Source organism: Hominisplanchenecus faecis, from assembly GCF_020687205.1.
Classification (GTDB): Bacteria; Bacillota; Clostridia; order Lachnospirales; family Lachnospiraceae; genus Hominisplanchenecus; species Hominisplanchenecus faecis.
Genome location: NZ_JAJEQE010000007.1, coordinates 70,848 through 87,933, shown reverse-complemented (window position 1 = coordinate 87,933; position 17,086 = coordinate 70,848). Strand labels below are relative to the sequence as shown.

20 protein-coding genes and 2 pseudogenes are annotated in these 17,086 nt (G+C 41.1%); 17 read left to right on the top strand and 5 right to left on the bottom strand.

What is annotated here, in order from left to right; all coding sequences use genetic code 11:
- Positions 1–243 precede the first annotated feature (243 nt).
- Both LKD42_RS15330 and LKD42_RS03805 read right to left on the bottom strand, forming a co-directional pair.
- A pseudogene (locus tag LKD42_RS15330) lies at positions 244–324 on the bottom strand (ATP-binding protein); the annotation flags it as partial.
- Positions 325–327: 3 nt separating this feature from the next.
- Positions 328–2,196: a diguanylate cyclase domain-containing protein gene (locus LKD42_RS03805; protein WP_248834841.1), complete on the bottom strand. Its 1,869-nt coding sequence runs from the start codon at positions 2,194–2,196 to the stop codon at positions 328–330.
- 293 nt (positions 2,197–2,489) lie between these two features.
- Here LKD42_RS03805 and LKD42_RS03800 point away from each other — a divergent pair, with 293 nt between their 5' ends.
- The 5 genes from LKD42_RS03800 (at position 2,490) to LKD42_RS03780 (ending at position 5,122) form a co-directional block, all read left to right on the top strand.
- Complete coding sequence (locus LKD42_RS03800; protein ID WP_248834848.1) at positions 2,490–2,666, top strand: helix-turn-helix domain-containing protein; 177 nt, start codon at positions 2,490–2,492, stop codon at positions 2,664–2,666.
- A 614-nt stretch (positions 2,667–3,280) separates the two neighbouring features.
- Positions 3,281–3,574 (top strand): type II toxin-antitoxin system RelE/ParE family toxin, encoded by a 294-nt coding sequence (locus LKD42_RS03795; RefSeq protein ID WP_248834840.1) that lies wholly within the window; start codon positions 3,281–3,283, stop codon positions 3,572–3,574.
- Positions 3,567–4,646 carry a HigA family addiction module antitoxin gene (locus LKD42_RS03790; RefSeq protein ID WP_147632185.1) on the top strand — a complete coding sequence of 360 codons (1,080 nt, stop codon included), beginning with the start codon at positions 3,567–3,569 and terminating at the stop codon, positions 4,644–4,646. Before LKD42_RS03795 ends, LKD42_RS03790 begins: the two co-directional genes overlap by 8 nt.
- An 89-nt stretch (positions 4,647–4,735) precedes the next feature.
- On the top strand, positions 4,736–4,891 hold the full coding sequence (locus LKD42_RS03785) for a hypothetical protein (RefSeq protein ID WP_248834839.1): 156 nt from the start codon (positions 4,736–4,738) through the stop codon (positions 4,889–4,891).
- Between the two features lie 45 nt (positions 4,892–4,936).
- Positions 4,937–5,122, top strand: coding sequence for a hypothetical protein (locus LKD42_RS03780; RefSeq protein WP_248834838.1), 186 nt, complete (start codon positions 4,937–4,939; stop codon positions 5,120–5,122).
- Between the two features lie 139 nt (positions 5,123–5,261).
- On the opposite strand, the gene LKD42_RS03775 is transcribed toward LKD42_RS03780, so the two are convergent.
- Positions 5,262–5,747 carry an entericidin EcnA/B family protein gene (locus LKD42_RS03775; RefSeq protein WP_248834837.1) on the bottom strand — a complete coding sequence of 162 codons (486 nt, stop codon included), beginning with the start codon at positions 5,745–5,747 and terminating at the stop codon, positions 5,262–5,264.
- A 157-nt stretch (positions 5,748–5,904) separates the two neighbouring features.
- On the opposite strand from LKD42_RS03775, the gene LKD42_RS03770 reads away from it, so the two are divergent.
- Both LKD42_RS03770 and LKD42_RS03765 read left to right on the top strand, forming a co-directional pair.
- The gene (locus tag LKD42_RS03770; RefSeq protein ID WP_248834847.1) at positions 5,905–6,579 is read left to right on the top strand and encodes a response regulator transcription factor; all 675 of its coding nucleotides are present in this window, start codon (positions 5,905–5,907) and stop codon (positions 6,577–6,579) included.
- Complete coding sequence (locus LKD42_RS03765; protein ID WP_248834836.1) at positions 6,576–7,928, top strand: sensor histidine kinase; 1,353 nt, start codon at positions 6,576–6,578, stop codon at positions 7,926–7,928. Before LKD42_RS03770 ends, LKD42_RS03765 begins: the two co-directional genes overlap by 4 nt.
- A 147-nt stretch (positions 7,929–8,075) precedes the next feature.
- Here LKD42_RS03765 and LKD42_RS03760 read toward each other — a convergent pair whose 3' ends face one another.
- The gene (locus LKD42_RS03760) at positions 8,076–8,513 is read right to left on the bottom strand and encodes a MerR family transcriptional regulator (protein ID WP_248834835.1); all 438 of its coding nucleotides are present in this window, start codon (positions 8,511–8,513) and stop codon (positions 8,076–8,078) included.
- A 107-nt stretch (positions 8,514–8,620) separates the two neighbouring features.
- Between LKD42_RS03760 and LKD42_RS03755 the strand changes: the two genes are divergently transcribed.
- From LKD42_RS03755 to LKD42_RS03745, 3 genes and pseudogenes are all read left to right on the top strand, one after another.
- Entirely contained in the window at positions 8,621–9,160 is a 540-nt protein-coding gene (locus LKD42_RS03755) for a flavodoxin family protein (RefSeq protein ID WP_248834834.1), read from the top strand.
- Between the two features lie 3 nt (positions 9,161–9,163).
- Positions 9,164–9,646, top strand: a pseudogene (locus LKD42_RS03750) (carboxymuconolactone decarboxylase family protein); the annotation flags it as partial.
- Between the two features lie 296 nt (positions 9,647–9,942).
- A complete protein-coding gene (locus LKD42_RS03745; protein ID WP_055147690.1) occupies positions 9,943–10,551 on the top strand; it encodes a DUF6664 family protein in 609 nt (202 codons plus the stop codon).
- A gap of 54 nt (positions 10,552–10,605) precedes the next feature.
- On the opposite strand, the gene LKD42_RS03740 is transcribed toward LKD42_RS03745, so the two are convergent.
- Positions 10,606–10,857 (bottom strand): helix-turn-helix domain-containing protein, encoded by a 252-nt coding sequence (locus LKD42_RS03740; RefSeq protein ID WP_015513363.1) that lies wholly within the window; start codon positions 10,855–10,857, stop codon positions 10,606–10,608.
- Positions 10,858–10,986: 129 nt separating this feature from the next.
- Between LKD42_RS03740 and LKD42_RS03735 the strand changes: the two genes are divergently transcribed.
- The 7 genes from LKD42_RS03735 (at position 10,987) to LKD42_RS03705 (ending at position 17,053) form a co-directional block, all read left to right on the top strand.
- A complete protein-coding gene (locus LKD42_RS03735) occupies positions 10,987–11,331 on the top strand; it encodes a hypothetical protein (RefSeq protein ID WP_015533346.1) in 345 nt (114 codons plus the stop codon).
- Between the two features lie 122 nt (positions 11,332–11,453).
- Positions 11,454–12,575 carry a DUF4062 domain-containing protein gene (locus LKD42_RS03730; RefSeq protein WP_055149049.1) on the top strand — a complete coding sequence of 374 codons (1,122 nt, stop codon included), beginning with the start codon at positions 11,454–11,456 and terminating at the stop codon, positions 12,573–12,575.
- Positions 12,576–12,739: 164 nt separating this feature from the next.
- On the top strand, positions 12,740–13,648 hold the full coding sequence (locus tag LKD42_RS03725; RefSeq protein ID WP_161208660.1) for a ParM/StbA family protein: 909 nt from the start codon (positions 12,740–12,742) through the stop codon (positions 13,646–13,648).
- Positions 13,636–13,929: a hypothetical protein gene (locus LKD42_RS03720; RefSeq protein WP_006428275.1), complete on the top strand. Its 294-nt coding sequence runs from the start codon at positions 13,636–13,638 to the stop codon at positions 13,927–13,929. The genes LKD42_RS03725 and LKD42_RS03720 overlap by 13 nt, the downstream gene beginning before the upstream one ends.
- A gap of 218 nt (positions 13,930–14,147) precedes the next feature.
- Positions 14,148–14,720 carry a hypothetical protein gene (locus LKD42_RS03715; RefSeq protein ID WP_015533347.1) on the top strand — a complete coding sequence of 191 codons (573 nt, stop codon included), beginning with the start codon at positions 14,148–14,150 and terminating at the stop codon, positions 14,718–14,720.
- A 75-nt stretch (positions 14,721–14,795) separates the two neighbouring features.
- Entirely contained in the window at positions 14,796–16,097 is a 1,302-nt protein-coding gene (dcm, locus tag LKD42_RS03710) for a DNA (cytosine-5-)-methyltransferase (protein WP_179966521.1), read from the top strand.
- A gap of 5 nt (positions 16,098–16,102) precedes the next feature.
- Positions 16,103–17,053 (top strand): amidoligase family protein, encoded by a 951-nt coding sequence (locus LKD42_RS03705; protein ID WP_071849528.1) that lies wholly within the window; start codon positions 16,103–16,105, stop codon positions 17,051–17,053.
- The last annotated feature ends 33 nt before the right edge of the window (positions 17,054–17,086 follow it).

Here is a 17,086-nt window from a genome sequence, read left to right as displayed (position 1 = left end):
TTAACCGCAGAAACCGCTGTTAAGCCGCCATAATTATCATAGAAGATCTAAATTTACAGAAAAAATTTCACACCGTCCATTTGTCAGTTCGCATTTCTTGTCAAAAGACATCGGATCACAGTTCAGTACATCCATATAAAACTCTTTTCGTAGGATGCTTCGTCTGAATTCATCTGCAATCTCCGTCATAATAAAAATATCTCCATCATTTCAAAAGAGAATGCTGGAGATATTTCGCCTTGCTTATTCTTGTAGTAACCAATCGGCTATATCGTAAATTACGATTCCTTCATAGCTATATTGGGGATGTTTGGTTCTAGCAATATTTTATCTTGCGAATTTATCATTGTAACGAATATGCATATCTTCCCAATCCATGAACAATACATAAAATACTTTCCCGTATTGCGGGCTCTCTATAATTCTTCCATGATCAAGAACAGAAAAATAAGTTCCGTCAGCTTTTCGAAGATGAAAGTGAATATAGTCATTTTCATTGCCGTTGTCAATCTGTTCCCAGATACTTGATTCTATCTGTTGCTGTTCATCTTCACGAATCAAGTTGCGAAAACTTTTCTCAGTAAGTCTGAACAGTTCATCTATATCTTTATATCCGGACATATGAAGAAATTCATCATTTGCAAAAAATAGTTCATCATCTTCTTTGTCAGCTCTGTATATGATGAATGCACCTGGAAGATGTTCAGAGATATCCTTGAATGTGAATCCAAGTTGTTTGCGGGCACCTGACTGAAGTCCTTCTCTGTAGACCATACATCCATTTTTTCCATGAAGCTTTATTTCATAAAGAGCGGCATCTGCACAGCGCATGAGTTGTGAACGATTGGATGCAAATGTTGGATATTCTGCATATCCTAGAGAAATATAAAATGCATGTTCCTTACCATGGTATGAGAATGACTTAGGAAGTTTGGTGAATTGCTGCAGCTGTATATCTGCTTCTGCAAAGGTACAATTTGGTAAAAGAATGCAGAATTCGTCACCACCATTTCTTCCAAGTAATGCATCGGATGGGAAAAAAGCCTTCATGCTGTCTGCAAGATTCTTTAGTGCCCTGTCTCCGTAATTATGTCCATAGATATCATTAATAAACTTGAAATCATCGATATCAAGGAGTGCAGCCACAAAATGTGCTTTTGGATTTTTTTGAATCATTTTTTCTGCAAATTCATCAAATCCATAGCGGTTATAAATTTTTGTAAGAGAATCTGTGCGTGCCAGTATCTGAAACTTTTTCTTATGTTCACTTGCTACTAACCATACTCTGGTAAGAACTGACAGGAGAAGGCTTATTGTAAGAAACATTCCGATGATGATTATCAGTAGTGTGGCATTTCTCCATCCACTTTTAGGAGTTATTTCAAATTTCCAGTTTTCATCTCCTATTGTAAATGTATAAGAAACAGGATGATTTATTTGCCCATCTGATTGATAAATCACTTTATAAGTATCACTCCATGGAGCGTCTGTTTTTGAAATTTTGCATTCGTATCCAAAATCTGAAAGTGCACTGATTGAATCTGAAAAAATATCCGGAACACGCAGGATAGCAATAGTAAATCCCCAGAAATACTCATGTCCGTTTTTATCTTTCAGGTATATGGGATTGCGGACTGCAATTCCATATTCTCCCTGTTTTAATTTGAAGGGGCCCTGCGTAATGATTGTATGGTTGTCTCTTGCGTAACAGGAAATTTTTCCGCGGTCTTTATCATGGATCAAATCAATCTTACCTGCCTCATTTCCATTAGCCGGATAAATATCTGTAACAACACCATTAGGAGCGAGCTGTACACTTTCAATAGAATCAGACATAAGATTTCCGGCAATTGTTTCAAACTGATGGATTTCGCCATTTTCACTTATTAAGATTTGCTTCAAGGTATCTGTGATCTCAATTCCATTTGTAATTTCATTCTTTATTCGTTCGCCATAGTTGGCTACGTTTAATTGTGCTGTTATGTGTCTCTGCTCTTTTTCGTGGGTGTCTGTTTTGTATACAATCAAACTAACCAGGCATATGCCCAGTAAAAAAGTGATAAGAGGCACAAGTGTTTGTTTTTTCACTTGGTTCACCTCGTTTTGTCCATGGGAATTTTTATAATAAAGCATTATAGCACAGAAGTCGAAAAACAGAATAGGTTTTATGAAAAAAACGAACTGTGCATAATCCATATACTGTCTGCTAATAGTATATGCAAGATGTCGCTTTCAAAAATACAAAATTTTTTATTTTTTGAAAGTGGAGACTATGTAAAGACAACCCGATTCTTTACTTAATTTCATGAAAAATGTAAAAATCTAATGTTACGAGTTTCTTACGAGTTGCATTAAAAAAACACGCAAGAAAACACGTAAGAAAAAAAGTAAAAAAATTTGCTTTTGACCACTGTAAAACATGCTCTGAGCGTTTCGTTATATGAAGGAATAATTTTTCTTTCATATATCAAAGAAAAGAGGATAAAGAAATATCAGAAAAAAGATATTATACAGTTCAAGAGTTACAGGAAATCTTAGGAGTCAGCAGACCTACTATTTATAACCTTTTGAAGAAAAAGGAATTCCGGTGGATCCAGTTGGATGGCGGAAAGTATCGCATCTCTAAGAAGAGTTTCGATGACTGGCTCGATAACTTGGAACAGTAAAAAACAGGGTGTTGATCAGGCAGATTTTGTCTGCAATCGACATCCTAAATTTTTATCTGGATTTGAGATATGATATAAGAAAAAACACTAACACTAAAAAAGACAGATCGATACTGGCTGGTTCATAAAAATGTTTTTGAATCAAAAGAGATTGCCGAAAAGATACGAATCAACATTGCCAGCTTTGAAAAATGGTACGCCAATCAGATTAAATATCATAAAGTTACCGGAGAAAAACCCGGGAAAGAATTGAAATCCTGGTCCTATTCCGTTAAGGAAGTCGCAGATCTGTTGGAGGTTGATGATTATCTTGTTTATGATTTACTCAAGAAAAATCAAATGGAAGCACTATCATTCCATTCAAGGATAAGTTCGATAAGACATTGAAGCTTTACTCACTCATGACTACTAAGCCGGAGGAGGTTGAAGCCAGAAAACAGAAGGAAATGGAAGAATAATTGTGAAAAGAGTGTGTGAATTATTGACTAGAGCCTCTCCTGATGGTATATTTAGATTACCCAACGGGTAATTTGAAAAGGAGGGCAAACGTGCAGCTACTATACAATAACAGCAAAGTTTAGAAACAATGTACCGATTTAAAAATTGCAAAAAAATTGTTTGGCGGGAATGCTGCATTAGCAACCAGCCTATTTGCCCGAATAAATGCTATGCAGCAGGCGAGTGTAATTAAGGATATAGTAATGATGCCGACGTTTCATTTTCATAAGTTAAGTGGCAATAAGGATGGATTTTTTGCTATAGATGTAAAAACGAGAAGAGATCCATGGCGTATTATTATTCAGCCATTAGATGAGAATGAAGAACCTTATGATCCTTGTAATATTGATGAAATTGCTGGTGTGGTTAGAATTGTTGAAGTAAAGGAGGTAAGTAACCATTATGAGTAATTATATTGAATATAATGATAAGATTGCTTTTCATCCTGGATACTATATCAAAGAAATCATTGAAGAAAGTGGACTTTCTCAGAAAGATTTTGCAAAACGATTAGATACCACGCCAAAGAATTTAAGTATTCTGGTACGTGGGGAGCAAAGCTTATCAATCGATATAGCCATGAAATTATCTCGAATGTTAGGGACTAGTGTTGACTACTGGCTGAATCTTCAGAAGAGCTATGACGCTTTGATTGCTGAGTTTGAATCATCCAAGGAATTAGAGCAGGAAAGAAGAATTTTCAAGTACTTTCAGTACACATATTTCAGAGAGAATTTTGGATTGCCTGATCTTCCGAGAAAAACAAATGAGCAGATTAAGTGTCTACGTGAATTTTTAAATGTTGCATCATTATCTGTTTTTACAAAGCAAAATATGGCAGTTAGTTTCCGAAGTGCATCTGAGGATATGAAAGAGGCTAATACTGCCAGAGCAAATGCAATGGTTCAGATCGCAATTAATCAGGCACTGAAGATAGAAGCACCTAAGTTTGACAAAAAGAAGTTTGAAAAAGCTGTTGATTATGCATTGACATTAACAACACAGCATGGTGATTTTTATCCACTGATTAGGAAGGTCTTTGAAGATGCGGGAGTAATATTCGTAATACTTCCAAATCTTCCGGGTTCAGGAATAAATGGTGCAACCAAGAAGATTGGGCAGAATGTAATGCTGATGGTGAATGACAGACGTTTCTATTCAGATACATTTTGGTTTACTCTGTTCCATGAGATTGGCCATATTATTAATGGTGATTATGGAATTACGTTTGAAAATGAGCACGCTGGACAGGAGGATGCAGCAGATAAATATGCGGAAGACAAATTGATCCCTCCGGGAGAATATGAGGCTTTCGTTAGAATGAATGAGTTTAGCGAAAATGCTGTCCGCAGATTTGCTGAAAGAATTGACAGAGATCCGGGTATTGTCCTTGGCCGCTTGCAAAATGATCAGATTGTTCCATTTACAAATGTTGCACTGTCAAAAGCATTAAAACACAAATACAAAGTAATAACATCATAAAGAAGTATATAACTTGAGGTCGTCTACCGTTATCCACGATAGATGGCCTTATTTTTTTATCTATTTGGGGAGAAAGGAGGTGAAAGCGATTGGAGGAATTTAAGGCGAAAAGACATGCGGTCAAAAAGATGACCCGAAATGGACTTGTGGAAACAGATTCCAAAGAAGGGATAGTGAAGGAAACTGCGGAAGCAAAGTCCGATGAACAACTGGGCGATGGTCCGGAACCAGCTTTCCATGGATGAAAAGATCCAGGTAAGGATTGAAAAATATGAAAATGGGGGATTCTGATGGAAGAACTGCATAAGAAATGGGAAAAGATCCATCACCGTTTACAGGCACTGGAAGCGGCAGATCAGGAACAAGAAGCGGAAATACTCAAAAAAGCTTATGAGTGTCTGTTATGTGCCTATCAGGAATCCAGAGCTTTGAACGATGAAATGGATATGCTTGTCAAGGATGCTTTGACGAGTTAATTTACAAAAGTATAAAACTCTAACAATGGGGAGGTGCCCCTCCCCATAAAATTTTTTCTTAAAACTTACACAAAAAACTTGACAAACCCGATTTTAGAAATTAAGAAAGTTCTGCCACATTCTTGTAGCCCAGATGGAATTAATCATCAATGCCGTATTTGTTTTCCAACGCTTCTTCTGCTAATTCCAGTTCATCTTCCAGTTTTTCAATCGCACGTTCTCTCGCTTTGTATATCTCGAAGCTAATCTCTTTCATCTGGTAAGCATACTCAAATTCATCATCAAGTTTATCCAGTTCGTCATCAACTGCGTCTACCTGTTTTTTCAAAGCGTAGAATTGTTCGTGATTCTCAGATGCATTTGTAGATGTTTTTGCATTGTTTACACTTTTTGTTATATTACGGATATCGTTTTCATAAGAAGAGAAATCATAATCCTTTTCGTTCGCATTCTCTACTGCGTTTTCTGTGTTACTGATATTATCATCATTGTCATCTGTATTTGATGTTACAACTTCCTGTGTCTTAATTTCTATATCTTCTGCTGCTCCATTATTGGATGAAGTGCATCCTGTAAAAGCAAATATTAATGTGAGGGATAATAAAACTACTAATAATTTTTTCATAACATTTTCTCCTTTCGGCTCTTGGGTGTTTGGTTTTTGCTGTTATATGTATCATATAGGGGGAAGATTAAAAAAAGATTAAAACAAATAGTAATTTCAAAAAATGAAAAAAAGGACTCTGGCACACGAAAATGATTGGTATTATAATAATTACATTATGAGATTACTGATTGTAGAAGACGAGAATGATTTAAGAAACATTGTCAAAAAAAGGCTTATCAAGGAACATTACAGTGTAGATGCCTGTGGGGATGGTCTGGAAGCGATGGATTATATCGATATGACTTCCTACGATGGTATTATTCTTGATATCATGTTGCCGGGAAAGGACGGATATGAAATCTTAAGAGAATTAAGGCAACGAGAAGATGATACACCGGTTCTGTTACTGACAGCAAAAGACAGCATTGAAGACCGTGTCAAAGGACTGGATCTTGGTGCCGATGATTACCTGATCAAACCATTTGCATTTGAAGAACTGCTTGCAAGAATCCGTGTCATGATGCGTAGAAAGCCACAATTTACATCCAATCAACTAAAAATAGCAGATCTTATTCTGGATCGTGACACAAGAAAGGTCACAAGAGCCGGAAATGAAATTGATCTTTCTGCAAAAGAATTTATGGTTCTGGAATGTCTTATGCGCAACAAAAATATCGTAATGACAAGACAGCAGATTGAACAGAATGCGTGGGACTTTGATTTTGAAGGTGGTTCCAATGTGATCGACGTATACATTCGCTATTTGCGAAAAAAAATCGATGCACAATATGAACAAAAACTCATCCATACTGTTCGCGGTGTCGGATATGTAATGAGGGAAAACGAATGAAACAGCTGACGATCAAGAAAAAAATTACGCTATGGTACACCGGAATCATTGCCGTAGTTCTTGGGACTATTTTAGTTCTCGTCCTTCTTTTTTTGGATAAGGTTGGAATTTCTGCGACAGAAGAAGAAATCAGTGCCGCAGTGACCGGATTCTCTTCAAATATTAATTTTCAGGATGATTCCTTTTATCTTGACGGCGATACCGAATTTTACGATAACGGTATTATGTTTTGTATTTATGACAAAAACGGACGATTACTTTATGGAACGATTCCAGCCCGATTTCCAGAAGAAACTATCCTCATGTCGAATACACCGCGAACGATAAGCGAATCAAATCGAAAATGGATGATATATGACAGCGTTTACACTTACGGTGATGATGACGAAATGTGGGTACGAGGAATTACCTCCGTACATTCTATAGAACTTTTCATACAGACATCCAAGAAAATGCTGTTGATTGTATTCCCATTACTCATTATTCTGATCGGGGTCATCGGATATTTTATGATCAAGCGGGCATTGAGACAGGTGGATCTTATCTGCGATGAAGTTGAAAACATCAGCAATGGAAAAGATCTTTCCAAACGATTGTCTCTGCCAAAAGCAAAAGATGAATTATACGAATTGTCGAAGAAATTTAACGAAATGTTCGAGCGCTTGGAATTTTCGTTTGAGAAGGAACGTCAATTCACATCAGACGTATCCCATGAACTGCGGACTCCCGTTGCTGTTATCATTTCCCAGTGTGAGTACTTATTGGAAAATGAAAACTTATCTGCGGAAGATAAGGAAGAGATTGCAGTCATCTTAAGGCAGGCAAAACGAATGTCAAAGCTGACAAGCGAAATGTTAATGATCGCCAGAAACGAACAGGATGAGCAGCATCTGATGGAAAAACTGGATTTTGGATTATTAAGCGAACTTGTAATAGAAGAACTGCAGACAAAAGCACAGGAAAAAAATATTGAGATCACCCTGCAAAAGCAGGACGACTTATTTATGAACGGCGACCAGACATTGATTTTGCGTATGATGATGAATTTAATAACCAATGCCATCAATTACGGAAAAACAAATGGACATATTCATGTTATCCTGAAGGTCGAAAATGACCAGATTGTCGGTGAAGTGAAAGATGATGGTATTGGAATAAGTGAGGAACACCTGGACAGAATCTGGGAGCGTTTCTATCGCATAGACAAAAGCCGTTCCAGAGAAAATGGCGGTACCGGACTCGGCCTTTCTATGGTGTGTTGGATTGTAAATCTTCACAATGGAAGCATTCACGTCGAAAGTATCGAAGGTATCGGAACGAGTTTTATTTTCCGATTTCCGAAAATATAAGGAGCTATCGCTGTATAGTCATCATGAAGAATGATCGCTTTTTGATTTTCTATTCCCGTTCGTGTTATGAATACGAAAGTGTCGTCTTGTGACTCTTTTTGGACTTTGGTAGCGCTGGGTACGTACAGCCAGTTGAAATCATCGAATTTAGCGATGTGCATTTTCATATGCTTTTTGGATTTCCTCCGGCAAGCGGTCAGGAATCAGTGACTTTAGTCTGTCCTCACTGCCGTCTTTGATTGCCTGCTCATAGTACCAGCATTTGAATTTCAGCATATCCAGCGTCCGGTTCATCTGCTCAAGCTCTGCCTCCATGTGCACCCGCTGCACCTCAAACATTGCCTTTCGCTGCGGGTAGGTGGCCGGTCCTTCCACGCACCAATCCATGAACTGCCGAATGTCCTTGATCTCCATGCCAGCCTTTTTCAGACATTCAATGACCCGGAGCGCTTCAATCTCCGCCTCACTAAACTTGCGGATGCCGGATACCCGTTCCATATTCGGAAAAAGTCCCTGTTTATCATAATAGCGCAGCGTAGAGATGGGCAATCCGAACATCTCTGCCACCTGTCCAATTGAATACATAAATTTCCCTCCAAAAAAATTTCAAAAAACATCTTGACCTAAAGTTAGGTTTAGGTATTACTATGAGAATAACACAAAGAATATAAAAATGCAAGGAGTGTTCTACGATGAATAAAAAGGTACTAATCATTTCCTCAAGTCCCCGTAAGGGCGGCAACTCCGAAACGCTGGCGGCAGCGTTTGCAAAGGGTGCACGGGAGGCGGGCCATCAGGTAGAAACTGTGTATCTGCGAGAAAAGCAGGTTGGCTTCTGCAAGGGCTGTCTTGCCTGCCTGAAGTTGGGGCACTGCGTCATCCAGGACGATGCAGTGGAAATTGCCGCCAAAATGCATGATGTGGATGTGCTGGTGTTCGCAACACCCGTCTACTATTACTGCGTCAGCGGTCAGCTCAAGACTATGCTGGATCGTGCTAACCCATTGTTCGATACGGACTACGCCTTTACGAAAGCCTATCTGCTTGCAACGGCGGCAGAGGACGCACCGAAAACCTTTGCGGGCACAGAGAAAGCTGTGCAGGGTTGGGTGGACTGCTTCCCTCGCTGTGCGCTGGCTGGCACAGTATTTGCAGGCGGCGTAAACGGCGTGGGAGAGATCGCAGGTCATATTGTGCTGGAGCAAGCCTATCAGATGGGCAAGGAGGTGTGAGCCATGGCAGTTAAACAAACGGCAGGCAGAGAGGCTTTGGGGGAATTTGCTCCTAAATTTGCGGAATTGAATGATGATGTGCTGTTCGGGCAGGTGTGGAGCCGAGAAGACAAGCTTTCCCTGCGGGAACGCAGCATTGTAACTGTGGTGGTGCTGATGGCGCAGGGACTGACGGATTCGTCTTTTCGGTACCATCTGACAACTGCAAAGAACAATGGCGTGACCAAAACGGAAATAGCGGAGATCTTGACCCATGCGGCATTTTATGCGGGCTGGTCCAAGGCGTGGGCGGCCTTCCGTATGGCAAAGGAGGTATGGGCAGAGGACGATGCCGCCGACGCAAAAGCCGAACATCAGAATGAAATGGTCTTTCCCATCGGCGCACCCAATGACGCCTTTGCAAAATACTTTATCGGACAAAGCTATCTCGCACCTCTTTCTACGCAGCAGGTCGGCATTTATAATGTGACCTTTGAACCCGGATGCAGTAAACTGGATTATGTAGCATAAGAGTGTATAGCGTGTCTGTAGTCTGATTTTTGCCATAAATAAGTACAGGATACACAGAGAATAGAAAAGAATGTGTATTCAGTTAAATAAGAAATAGATAGCTGGTATGAGAGAACAAGGAGTCTTTCATACCAGTTTTTTTGTGGAAAAAGGGATAGGTTGCACAGGATCTGCCAGGAGATTTCAGTAGGTTTGGTGAATAGCTTTCTCCCAGAAGTGTGGTATAGTCTTGTGCTTGGAACAGGAAAACTACACAGAAGGGAGACACCGATATGACAGCACAGCCAGATATCATCTGGAATGAGCAATGCTTGGGGATACGGATAGGAGAACAGGTTTGCACCTATCTGAAAAAGCATGATGCGGAATACCAGAGACTGCAAAATAAAATACTGGAACTTACAGAGAGGTATCCAGTAATAGAAACATTTATGGAGTCGAATCAGGCAATCAGTCTAACGACAGAAGAGCATAAGGCAGTGCATCAATATTTCCGACTGGAAAGCGAAAAGGAAATGATAGAAGAACAGTACCATTTTTATATGGGACAGGCTCAAATGATCTCCTATGGAGCAATGCTTGGAAAAATTAAAAAAGCAATATTGGGAAATGATGACGGTGACACAAAGAAACTGCTGGAGTTGCTGCTGGATACCTGGATTGATGAGGTTGAAGATCAGCTGAAAGAAAATACAGTGTACCAGGGAATGCTTGAAAAAATATCGAAATATGAAGAACAGGTTCAGACAATGGGATTATCAAAAGAAAAGCGAAAAACAATAGACAAATACGTTACTGAAGTTAGTGAGAGATGGATATTATATGCGGAATCTTTATATCAGGCTGGCATGCAGAAAATTCTGGAACTATTAAATTTGTAAAAAAGGGACGGATAAAATGGGGAAGCACGAAAGGAACTTCCCCATTTGTCACTTCTATTCATCTTTGCCATCAATGAGAAATATGTATGAAACCTGAAAGATTTCAGCAATGGCTTTTAATTCAAGATCAGTGACATAACGCTTGTTTGTTTCGATTCTGGTGATTACATTTTTATCCATATCGTAACCAGCTAACTGGAGTTTATAGGCAAGATCACGCTGAGACATATTGTGGGTCTTGCGAAGTTCAATCAATCGCTGGCTAATCAGATTCTTCTCACCAGACTGTGTCCTTGGCTTTGGCATCTTAAATCTCTTCCTCTCTGGTAAAAGGATGGCTTGTCTCACTTTTTGCACCATCTGTATTGATTTTAACGATTGGACAAGGTAGAATCGGTTGTAAAAGTGAGACAAGAACAGAAGAGGGAGAAATATATGGAGCAGGTAAAAATAGAACAGTTTGCATTTTTATATTTATGCAGCGAGCATGATAAAAGGCTATTATTTAAGAAAGAAAAAATGCAGTTAGCTGATTTCGACAGGTTGACTTATCTGATTTATCATCTTGGTTTTAAGGAATATCACATAAAAGTTTGGATGGAATTTGCAGGAGACTTTAAAAAAGAATGGGATTGTTTGGAAGCACTTCAGGAAACAGGTGGATGTGCTGTGAGCATAGAAAATACAGAATCAGAGTCCAGATTGCATGAAATGTGGATTAGGGATTTTTGCAAAAATACACCAATGGAAATCAGAGAATGGCTTCGAGAATTAGCTTAAGAAATGTAAATAAAAATATACCCTAACTCATTTTTGTGGTATCATTATTAGTAGAGTTTGTGAAATTTGATTTTGCGGAAACCTGGAGTGATAAGAGATAAGTATAAAAGGAGCATATTGATATGAAGAATAGACGAAAGTTTTCTATTTTTATAAGTTCTACCTATGAAGATCTTAAAAAGGAAAGACAGGCATTGGTAGGTGTGGCACTAGAGAATAATTTTATTCCGGTAGGAATGGAGCAATTTCATGCTGCACCTACAAGTCAATGGAATGTTATAACAAAAATGATTGATGAGTGTGATTTTTATCTTCTTGTTATTGGTGCTAGGTATGGGTCAATTGATGAAGAAACTGGTATAAGTTACACAGAGAAAGAATACAATTATGCAAAAACTAAAGGATTACCAGTACTTGTATTGATTAAACAACCTTCGGCTATTTCTGAAAGTGAAAAGGATACCGGAAATGATAAGTATGATAAAATGAAGAAACTGGATGAGTTTAGAGAAAAAGTCAAAAATGATAAAAATACAGTTGATTTTTTCACAGATTTAAACAGTTTAAAGTATGTGGCATCACCGACATTTAGGAACGCCGTTAACTATGTTGATGATAACGCTGGATGGGTTCGATATCGAGATATAGTGGATATAATTAATGAAGAGGCAGAAGGACGAAATAAAGCAAATACTGAACTTGGAGAACATCAGCAGAAGATGCTAGATGACATGAAAGAGATGTTTTCTCAATTCTATAGTAGACTCACTGACCTAGAAAATAACCAGTTAACCTTGAAAGAAATTCCTACAGCAACAAGTGAAGATATCAAAAAATTGTTCCAGGTTGAAGATAATACGTTAATTATTGGAAATCCAGAAGAAAATAAATCAGTTGTAGGGCTAGATGATGTTGGGAACATTCCAGTGGACTCTGCCTTTTTATTAGTATATGCGGCTGATGGTGATGGGCAAATACTAAAGATACGGACACTTGGTTCACCTACTCAGATTTTTACATCAGGTAAGCAGTTTATGGCTGATAATTCAAAAAGAGAATCTGCGAGATGGGAAGAGGCTTTAGACAGACTTATAGAATGGGGCTGGGTTAAAGCTGTAGGGTATAAAGGTGAAATATTTGAATTGACCGGAACAGGTTATAGCAAAGCTGATTGGTTAAAGAACAATATGGCAATAGATACTTCAAAAGAACCGCTTGACGAGTTAAAAGAGTTTGAAGATTAATAAGAATTAAACTAATACAGTTATGCGTATTTATTTGCAAATATACATGGCTGTATTTTTTATTACGGGCAGGGCTCTTCGGGGTTCTGCCCTTTTTCTTTTTCCAGACCAAAAGACCACCTGCTGGAAAAGAACAAGAAAAACCTGAAAGGATGTGGTGACTTATTATTATAGGAATCGATCATGGATATTATGCCATCAAAACTCCCCATGTGTGTTTCCCGACTGGACTGACCGGGTACGATTATGAGCCGTATACCATGCAAAATGTCCTGCAGTACAATGGGAAATTTTATGTGTGTGGAACTGGGCGGCAGACGCTGGTGAGAAGCAAGACTTCCAATGACAATTATTATCTTTTGACAATGGCAGCCATTGCACAGGAGATCCGCTACCGCCGGGGAGAGAGGAAAACAGATGTGGTTCTGGCAGCCGGCCTCCCACTGGCAAGTTTTGGCAGGGAGAAAAAAGGTTTCCGGGAATATCTGTTTCGGAAAGAGCAGCCTCTGCGTTTCCGGTACGAGGATGAGAGCTATGAGATCCGGATTCAGGATGTAAAACTGTTCCCACAGGGATACTCAGCCCTGGCTCTCCACCCGGAATGTGTTCGGGACGAGCCTTCTGTTCTTCTCGCAGATATCGGTGGCTGGACCGTAGACCTGATGCGGCTGGACAACAGTGTTCCAAATGCCGCTACCTGCCGCAGCCTGGAACTTGGTGTGATCCGGTGTGTGGATGAGATCACCGAGCAGGTACGCAGAAATACCGGACTGTCTGTAACGGATATTCAGATCGAACGTGTTCTGAACGGCCAGAGCTGCAGCATGGACCCGGCCGCAAAAGAAATCATTGTCCGGCAGGGAAGGCTCTACACGGAGAAAATACTGTCTGCAATTATGGAAGCCGGGTTCGATCTGAAGGCAATTCCGTCCGTGATCATGGGCGGCGGAGCCAGCATTCTGAAACGGCACGTGACACCGCAGGACGGGCTGTGTCGGCAGATTTACCTGACAGACGTACACGCCAATGCTTCCGGCTATGAGCGGATTGTGGGGCAGATGTGCGCGAAGTAAAGAGACCCGTTTTCTCGTTCCGCCTGAACCTTGATAACCCAGATCACAAAAAGGCATGGGAGATCCTGCAAAGTGTTCCAGATGGACAGAAGAGCAGCTATCTGGTTCAGGTGATCTTAAAAGATCAGGAAAACAACCAGCTGGAGAAAAGCATCCGGCAGGCAATCCGGGAAGAACTGGCAGGTGTTTCCATTTCTGGCTCCGGGGAGAGTGTTTCAAAAAAGGAAGAAATCCCGTCCCAGATGCTGGATTTTCTCTCCGGGCTTGAGGATGCATTCTGAAAAAGTCAAGTCTTTCCTGGTGATAAAATAGCCAAATTTCAAGCAGTCAAATTAGTATAAATCACGGATTTTTGAAAGGGGTGATGCCTATTGAATGTTATTGGATCTGCATCCTTTGGGAGCTTTTGAGAGCCTCATATTCGTTGGGTATTGTGAATAGCTTTCTGTCACGTTTTAGGGTATGTTGTATGTAGAAAAAAGAAAGGAGAACGAACACAATGGAGATGAAAAACATATGCGGAAAAATCCCGGTAGAGCTGCATGAAAAGCTAAAACTGGAAGTCGAAGAGTTAGGAATCAGCATACCAAAATACCTTGAAATGGTAATCGAAGAACACATGACAAGAAAAGGAGAAAAGGCGAACATGGCAGATTTAAGAACAGTAGCAGTACAGGTAACCGAGGATTTATTTTCCAGACTGAAAGCAGTCCTCGCCAGGAATGGCATGAAACAGAAAGACTTCTTAATCGGGCTTATCGAAGATGCAATCGAAAAAGAAGAAGCCAAATGGAAAGCAGAGTCAGAGGAAGCCGAAGAAACAGAAATGGAAGATCCTGAGACTGCAAAATCAGAACCGGATGAAGAGTCAGTAGAACCTGAAGCAGAAGAGCCTGAGACAGAAGCACTGGAAGCTGAAACAGACGGAGAAATGACAGAACCGGACGAAGCTGAAGCAGATGAAGAGCCGACAGAGCCAGAAAACGAAGAGCCAGCGGAAGCAGAGCCAACAGAACTGGAAACCGAAGAAGCAGAAGAATCTGAGCCAGAGGAAGCGGAATCAGAAGAATAGACATCACAAAACAGAAACCAAGAGACGGAAACGGTGCAGAGAAATCTGCACTGTTTTTTTCGCAGCGAAGGGAGGCTGATAGCCGGAACAATTCGATTTTTTGACCTGTTCAGTGGAATCGGAGGATTCCGAGAAGGGCTGCACAGGGCAGGGGGCTTCACCTGTGTCGGACACTGTGAAGCAGATGCATATGCAGACCACAACTACCGGGTGCTGTTTGATACGGAAGGAGAGTGGTTCTGCAATGACGCAAGAAATATTGAAACAGAACGAATGCCGGACTTTGATCTTTTATGTGCGGGATTTCCTTGCCAGGCATTCTCAATCGCTGGACGAAGGGAAGGATTTGCCGATGCAAGAGGAACCCTTTTCTTTGAAGTTGCCAGACTGGTTGCAGACAAACGACCTGCGTATTTTCTCCTTGAAAACGTACCCGGTCTGCTTTCGCATGACAAAGGGCGGACGTTTCACACCATCCTCAGTACGCTATCTGAACTGGGGTATCATGTCGAATGGAAAGTGCTTAACAGCAAGGATTTCGGAGTCCCCCAGTCAAGGAAGCGGGTGTATATTGTCGGATATCTTGATGGAAGATGTGCCGGAAAAATATTACCTTTCCCAAAAGCAAATGGAACAGCTCTTATACAAGTCCATGCTGGCAAACAGGGAGAAAGAGTCTACGCAGAAGAAGGACTGAGCTGCACGCTGACCAGCGGGTCTGGTGGTATGGGCGGCAAGACCGGATTATACGAAGTCGGTATCCCAATCAAGGAAAACACCCGAAAAGGATACAAGATGGCCTACGAGGGGGACAGCATCGATCTCGGATATCCGGGAATCAACAGTCGCAGGGGGAGAGTCGGGCATGAGATCGCCCATACCCTGACGACCGGAAACCAGCAGGGAACACTGCATTTTGTAGATATCTCCCCTCCGCCGCTGGTGACAGACGTTGCAAGATGTCTGAATACCAGACAGGATTCCAGCATCCATAACCACAGAGGCGAAAGTTCCGGGGTGCTGGTGGAAGAACCGCCAAGGGCAGTGCTGACACCGGCCAAGGAAAAAGTCCGCCAGAATGGAAGAAGGATGAAAGAACCGGAAGAGCCAATGTTCACCATTACGGCAACTGACCGTCATGGAGTGATTTACCACGGCAGAATCCGCAGGCTGACGCCAAGGGAGTGTCTGCGGCTGCAGGGATATCGGGATGGTCAGATTTCCAAGATGGAAAAAGAAACATCGGATAACCAGCTTTACAAGCAGGCCGGTAATGGTGTCACTGTCAATGTCATTGAAGCAATAGGCAGAAATTTGAAAGCAGTAGATGAAGAGATCCAAAGCGGCTCACCTGTTCCAGAAGCGAAGGGTGGGTGAAGCAGATCGACCTAAAAGACCAGTATTTTGGTACAGAGATTGAGATGACAGGTATCAGCCGCTATGATGCGGCTGTTGCGATTGGAAGAATGTTCGGAACAGAGCCATATCATATCCGTTCTTACGATTCCTGGTGTGTAAAAGATTCAGATGGAAAAACGTGGAAATTTTCAAGAGACAGCAGTATCGACTGTGAAAGGCTGGCAAATGGTACTGTAATAGATGCCGATGGAGATTATTCGACAGAAATGGTATCCCCGAAATTGGAATATTCGGAAATGGGGAAACTCCAGGAAGTGGTGCGGTGTGTCAAAAACGCAGGTGCTTTTGTCAATTCATCCTGTGGCATGCATGTCCATGTGGACGCATCCAATCATACACCAAGGAGTCTGAAAAATGCACTGACGATCATGTACTGCAAAGAGGATATTCTGTTCAAAGCCTTAAATGTACAGACGAGAAGGGAAGATGAGTATTGCCAGAAAGTCCGTCCTATGGTATTGGAGAAGATCCGCCGGATGCCAAACAGCACCATCACGATGGAAAAATTCAAAAGGGCATGGTATGAGGGAAATGACGGAAGCTCCGAGCATTACAACTGGACAAGGTATTATGCCTTAAACCTACATGCTGTTTTTTCCAAGGGAACACTGGAATGGCGTTGTTTTGAAAGCACCCTCCATGCAGGAAAAGTCCGGTCGAATATCACACTGGCACTTGCCATATCCGCACAGGCGATCAACCAATCTTGTACCCATGCAAAAAAGACGGAGATCGGGGATAACCCGGCATTTACGTTCCGCACCTTTCTGCTCCGCCTCGGATTGATCGGGGACGAATACAAAAATGTACGGAAGCATCTACTTGCCAATCTGGACGGGGATAAGGCATGGCGGTATGACAAAAGTACCTATGCCTGTCTGCAGAATCCAAGACGGACAGATGATGCGAGATAACAGAATAATGAGAACAGACAGGCCGGGTGGAAA

What these genes read in the sequence shown, in the direction of transcription:
- LKD42_RS03780 (WP_248834838.1), top strand. Translation starts at nt 4,937, where the DNA reads ATGGAAGAACTGCATAAGAAATGGGAAAAGATCCATCACCGTTTACAG.
- LKD42_RS03770 (WP_248834847.1), top strand. Translation starts at nt 5,905, where the DNA reads ATGAGATTACTGATTGTAGAAGACGAGAATGATTTAAGAAACATTGTC.
- LKD42_RS03790 (WP_147632185.1), top strand. Translation starts at nt 3,567, where the DNA reads ATGAGTAATTATATTGAATATAATGATAAGATTGCTTTTCATCCTGGA.
- LKD42_RS03730 (WP_055149049.1), top strand. Translation starts at nt 11,454, where the DNA reads ATGAAGAATAGACGAAAGTTTTCTATTTTTATAAGTTCTACCTATGAA.
- LKD42_RS03715 (WP_015533347.1), top strand. Translation starts at nt 14,148, where the DNA reads ATGGAGATGAAAAACATATGCGGAAAAATCCCGGTAGAGCTGCATGAA.
- LKD42_RS03740 (WP_015513363.1), bottom strand. Translation starts at nt 10,857, where the DNA reads ATGCCAAAGCCAAGGACACAGTCTGGTGAGAAGAATCTGATTAGCCAG.
- LKD42_RS03735 (WP_015533346.1), top strand. Translation starts at nt 10,987, where the DNA reads ATGGAGCAGGTAAAAATAGAACAGTTTGCATTTTTATATTTATGCAGC.
- LKD42_RS03765 (WP_248834836.1), top strand. Translation starts at nt 6,576, where the DNA reads ATGAAACAGCTGACGATCAAGAAAAAAATTACGCTATGGTACACCGGA.
- LKD42_RS03760 (WP_248834835.1), bottom strand. Translation starts at nt 8,513, where the DNA reads ATGTATTCAATTGGACAGGTGGCAGAGATGTTCGGATTGCCCATCTCT.
- LKD42_RS03755 (WP_248834834.1), top strand. Translation starts at nt 8,621, where the DNA reads ATGAATAAAAAGGTACTAATCATTTCCTCAAGTCCCCGTAAGGGCGGC.
- LKD42_RS03805 (WP_248834841.1), bottom strand. Translation starts at nt 2,196, where the DNA reads ATGGATTATGCACAGTTCGTTTTTTTCATAAAACCTATTCTGTTTTTC.
- LKD42_RS03745 (WP_055147690.1), top strand. Translation starts at nt 9,943, where the DNA reads ATGACAGCACAGCCAGATATCATCTGGAATGAGCAATGCTTGGGGATA.
- LKD42_RS03775 (WP_248834837.1), bottom strand. Translation starts at nt 5,747, where the DNA reads ATGAAAAAATTATTAGTAGTTTTATTATCCCTCACATTAATATTTGCT.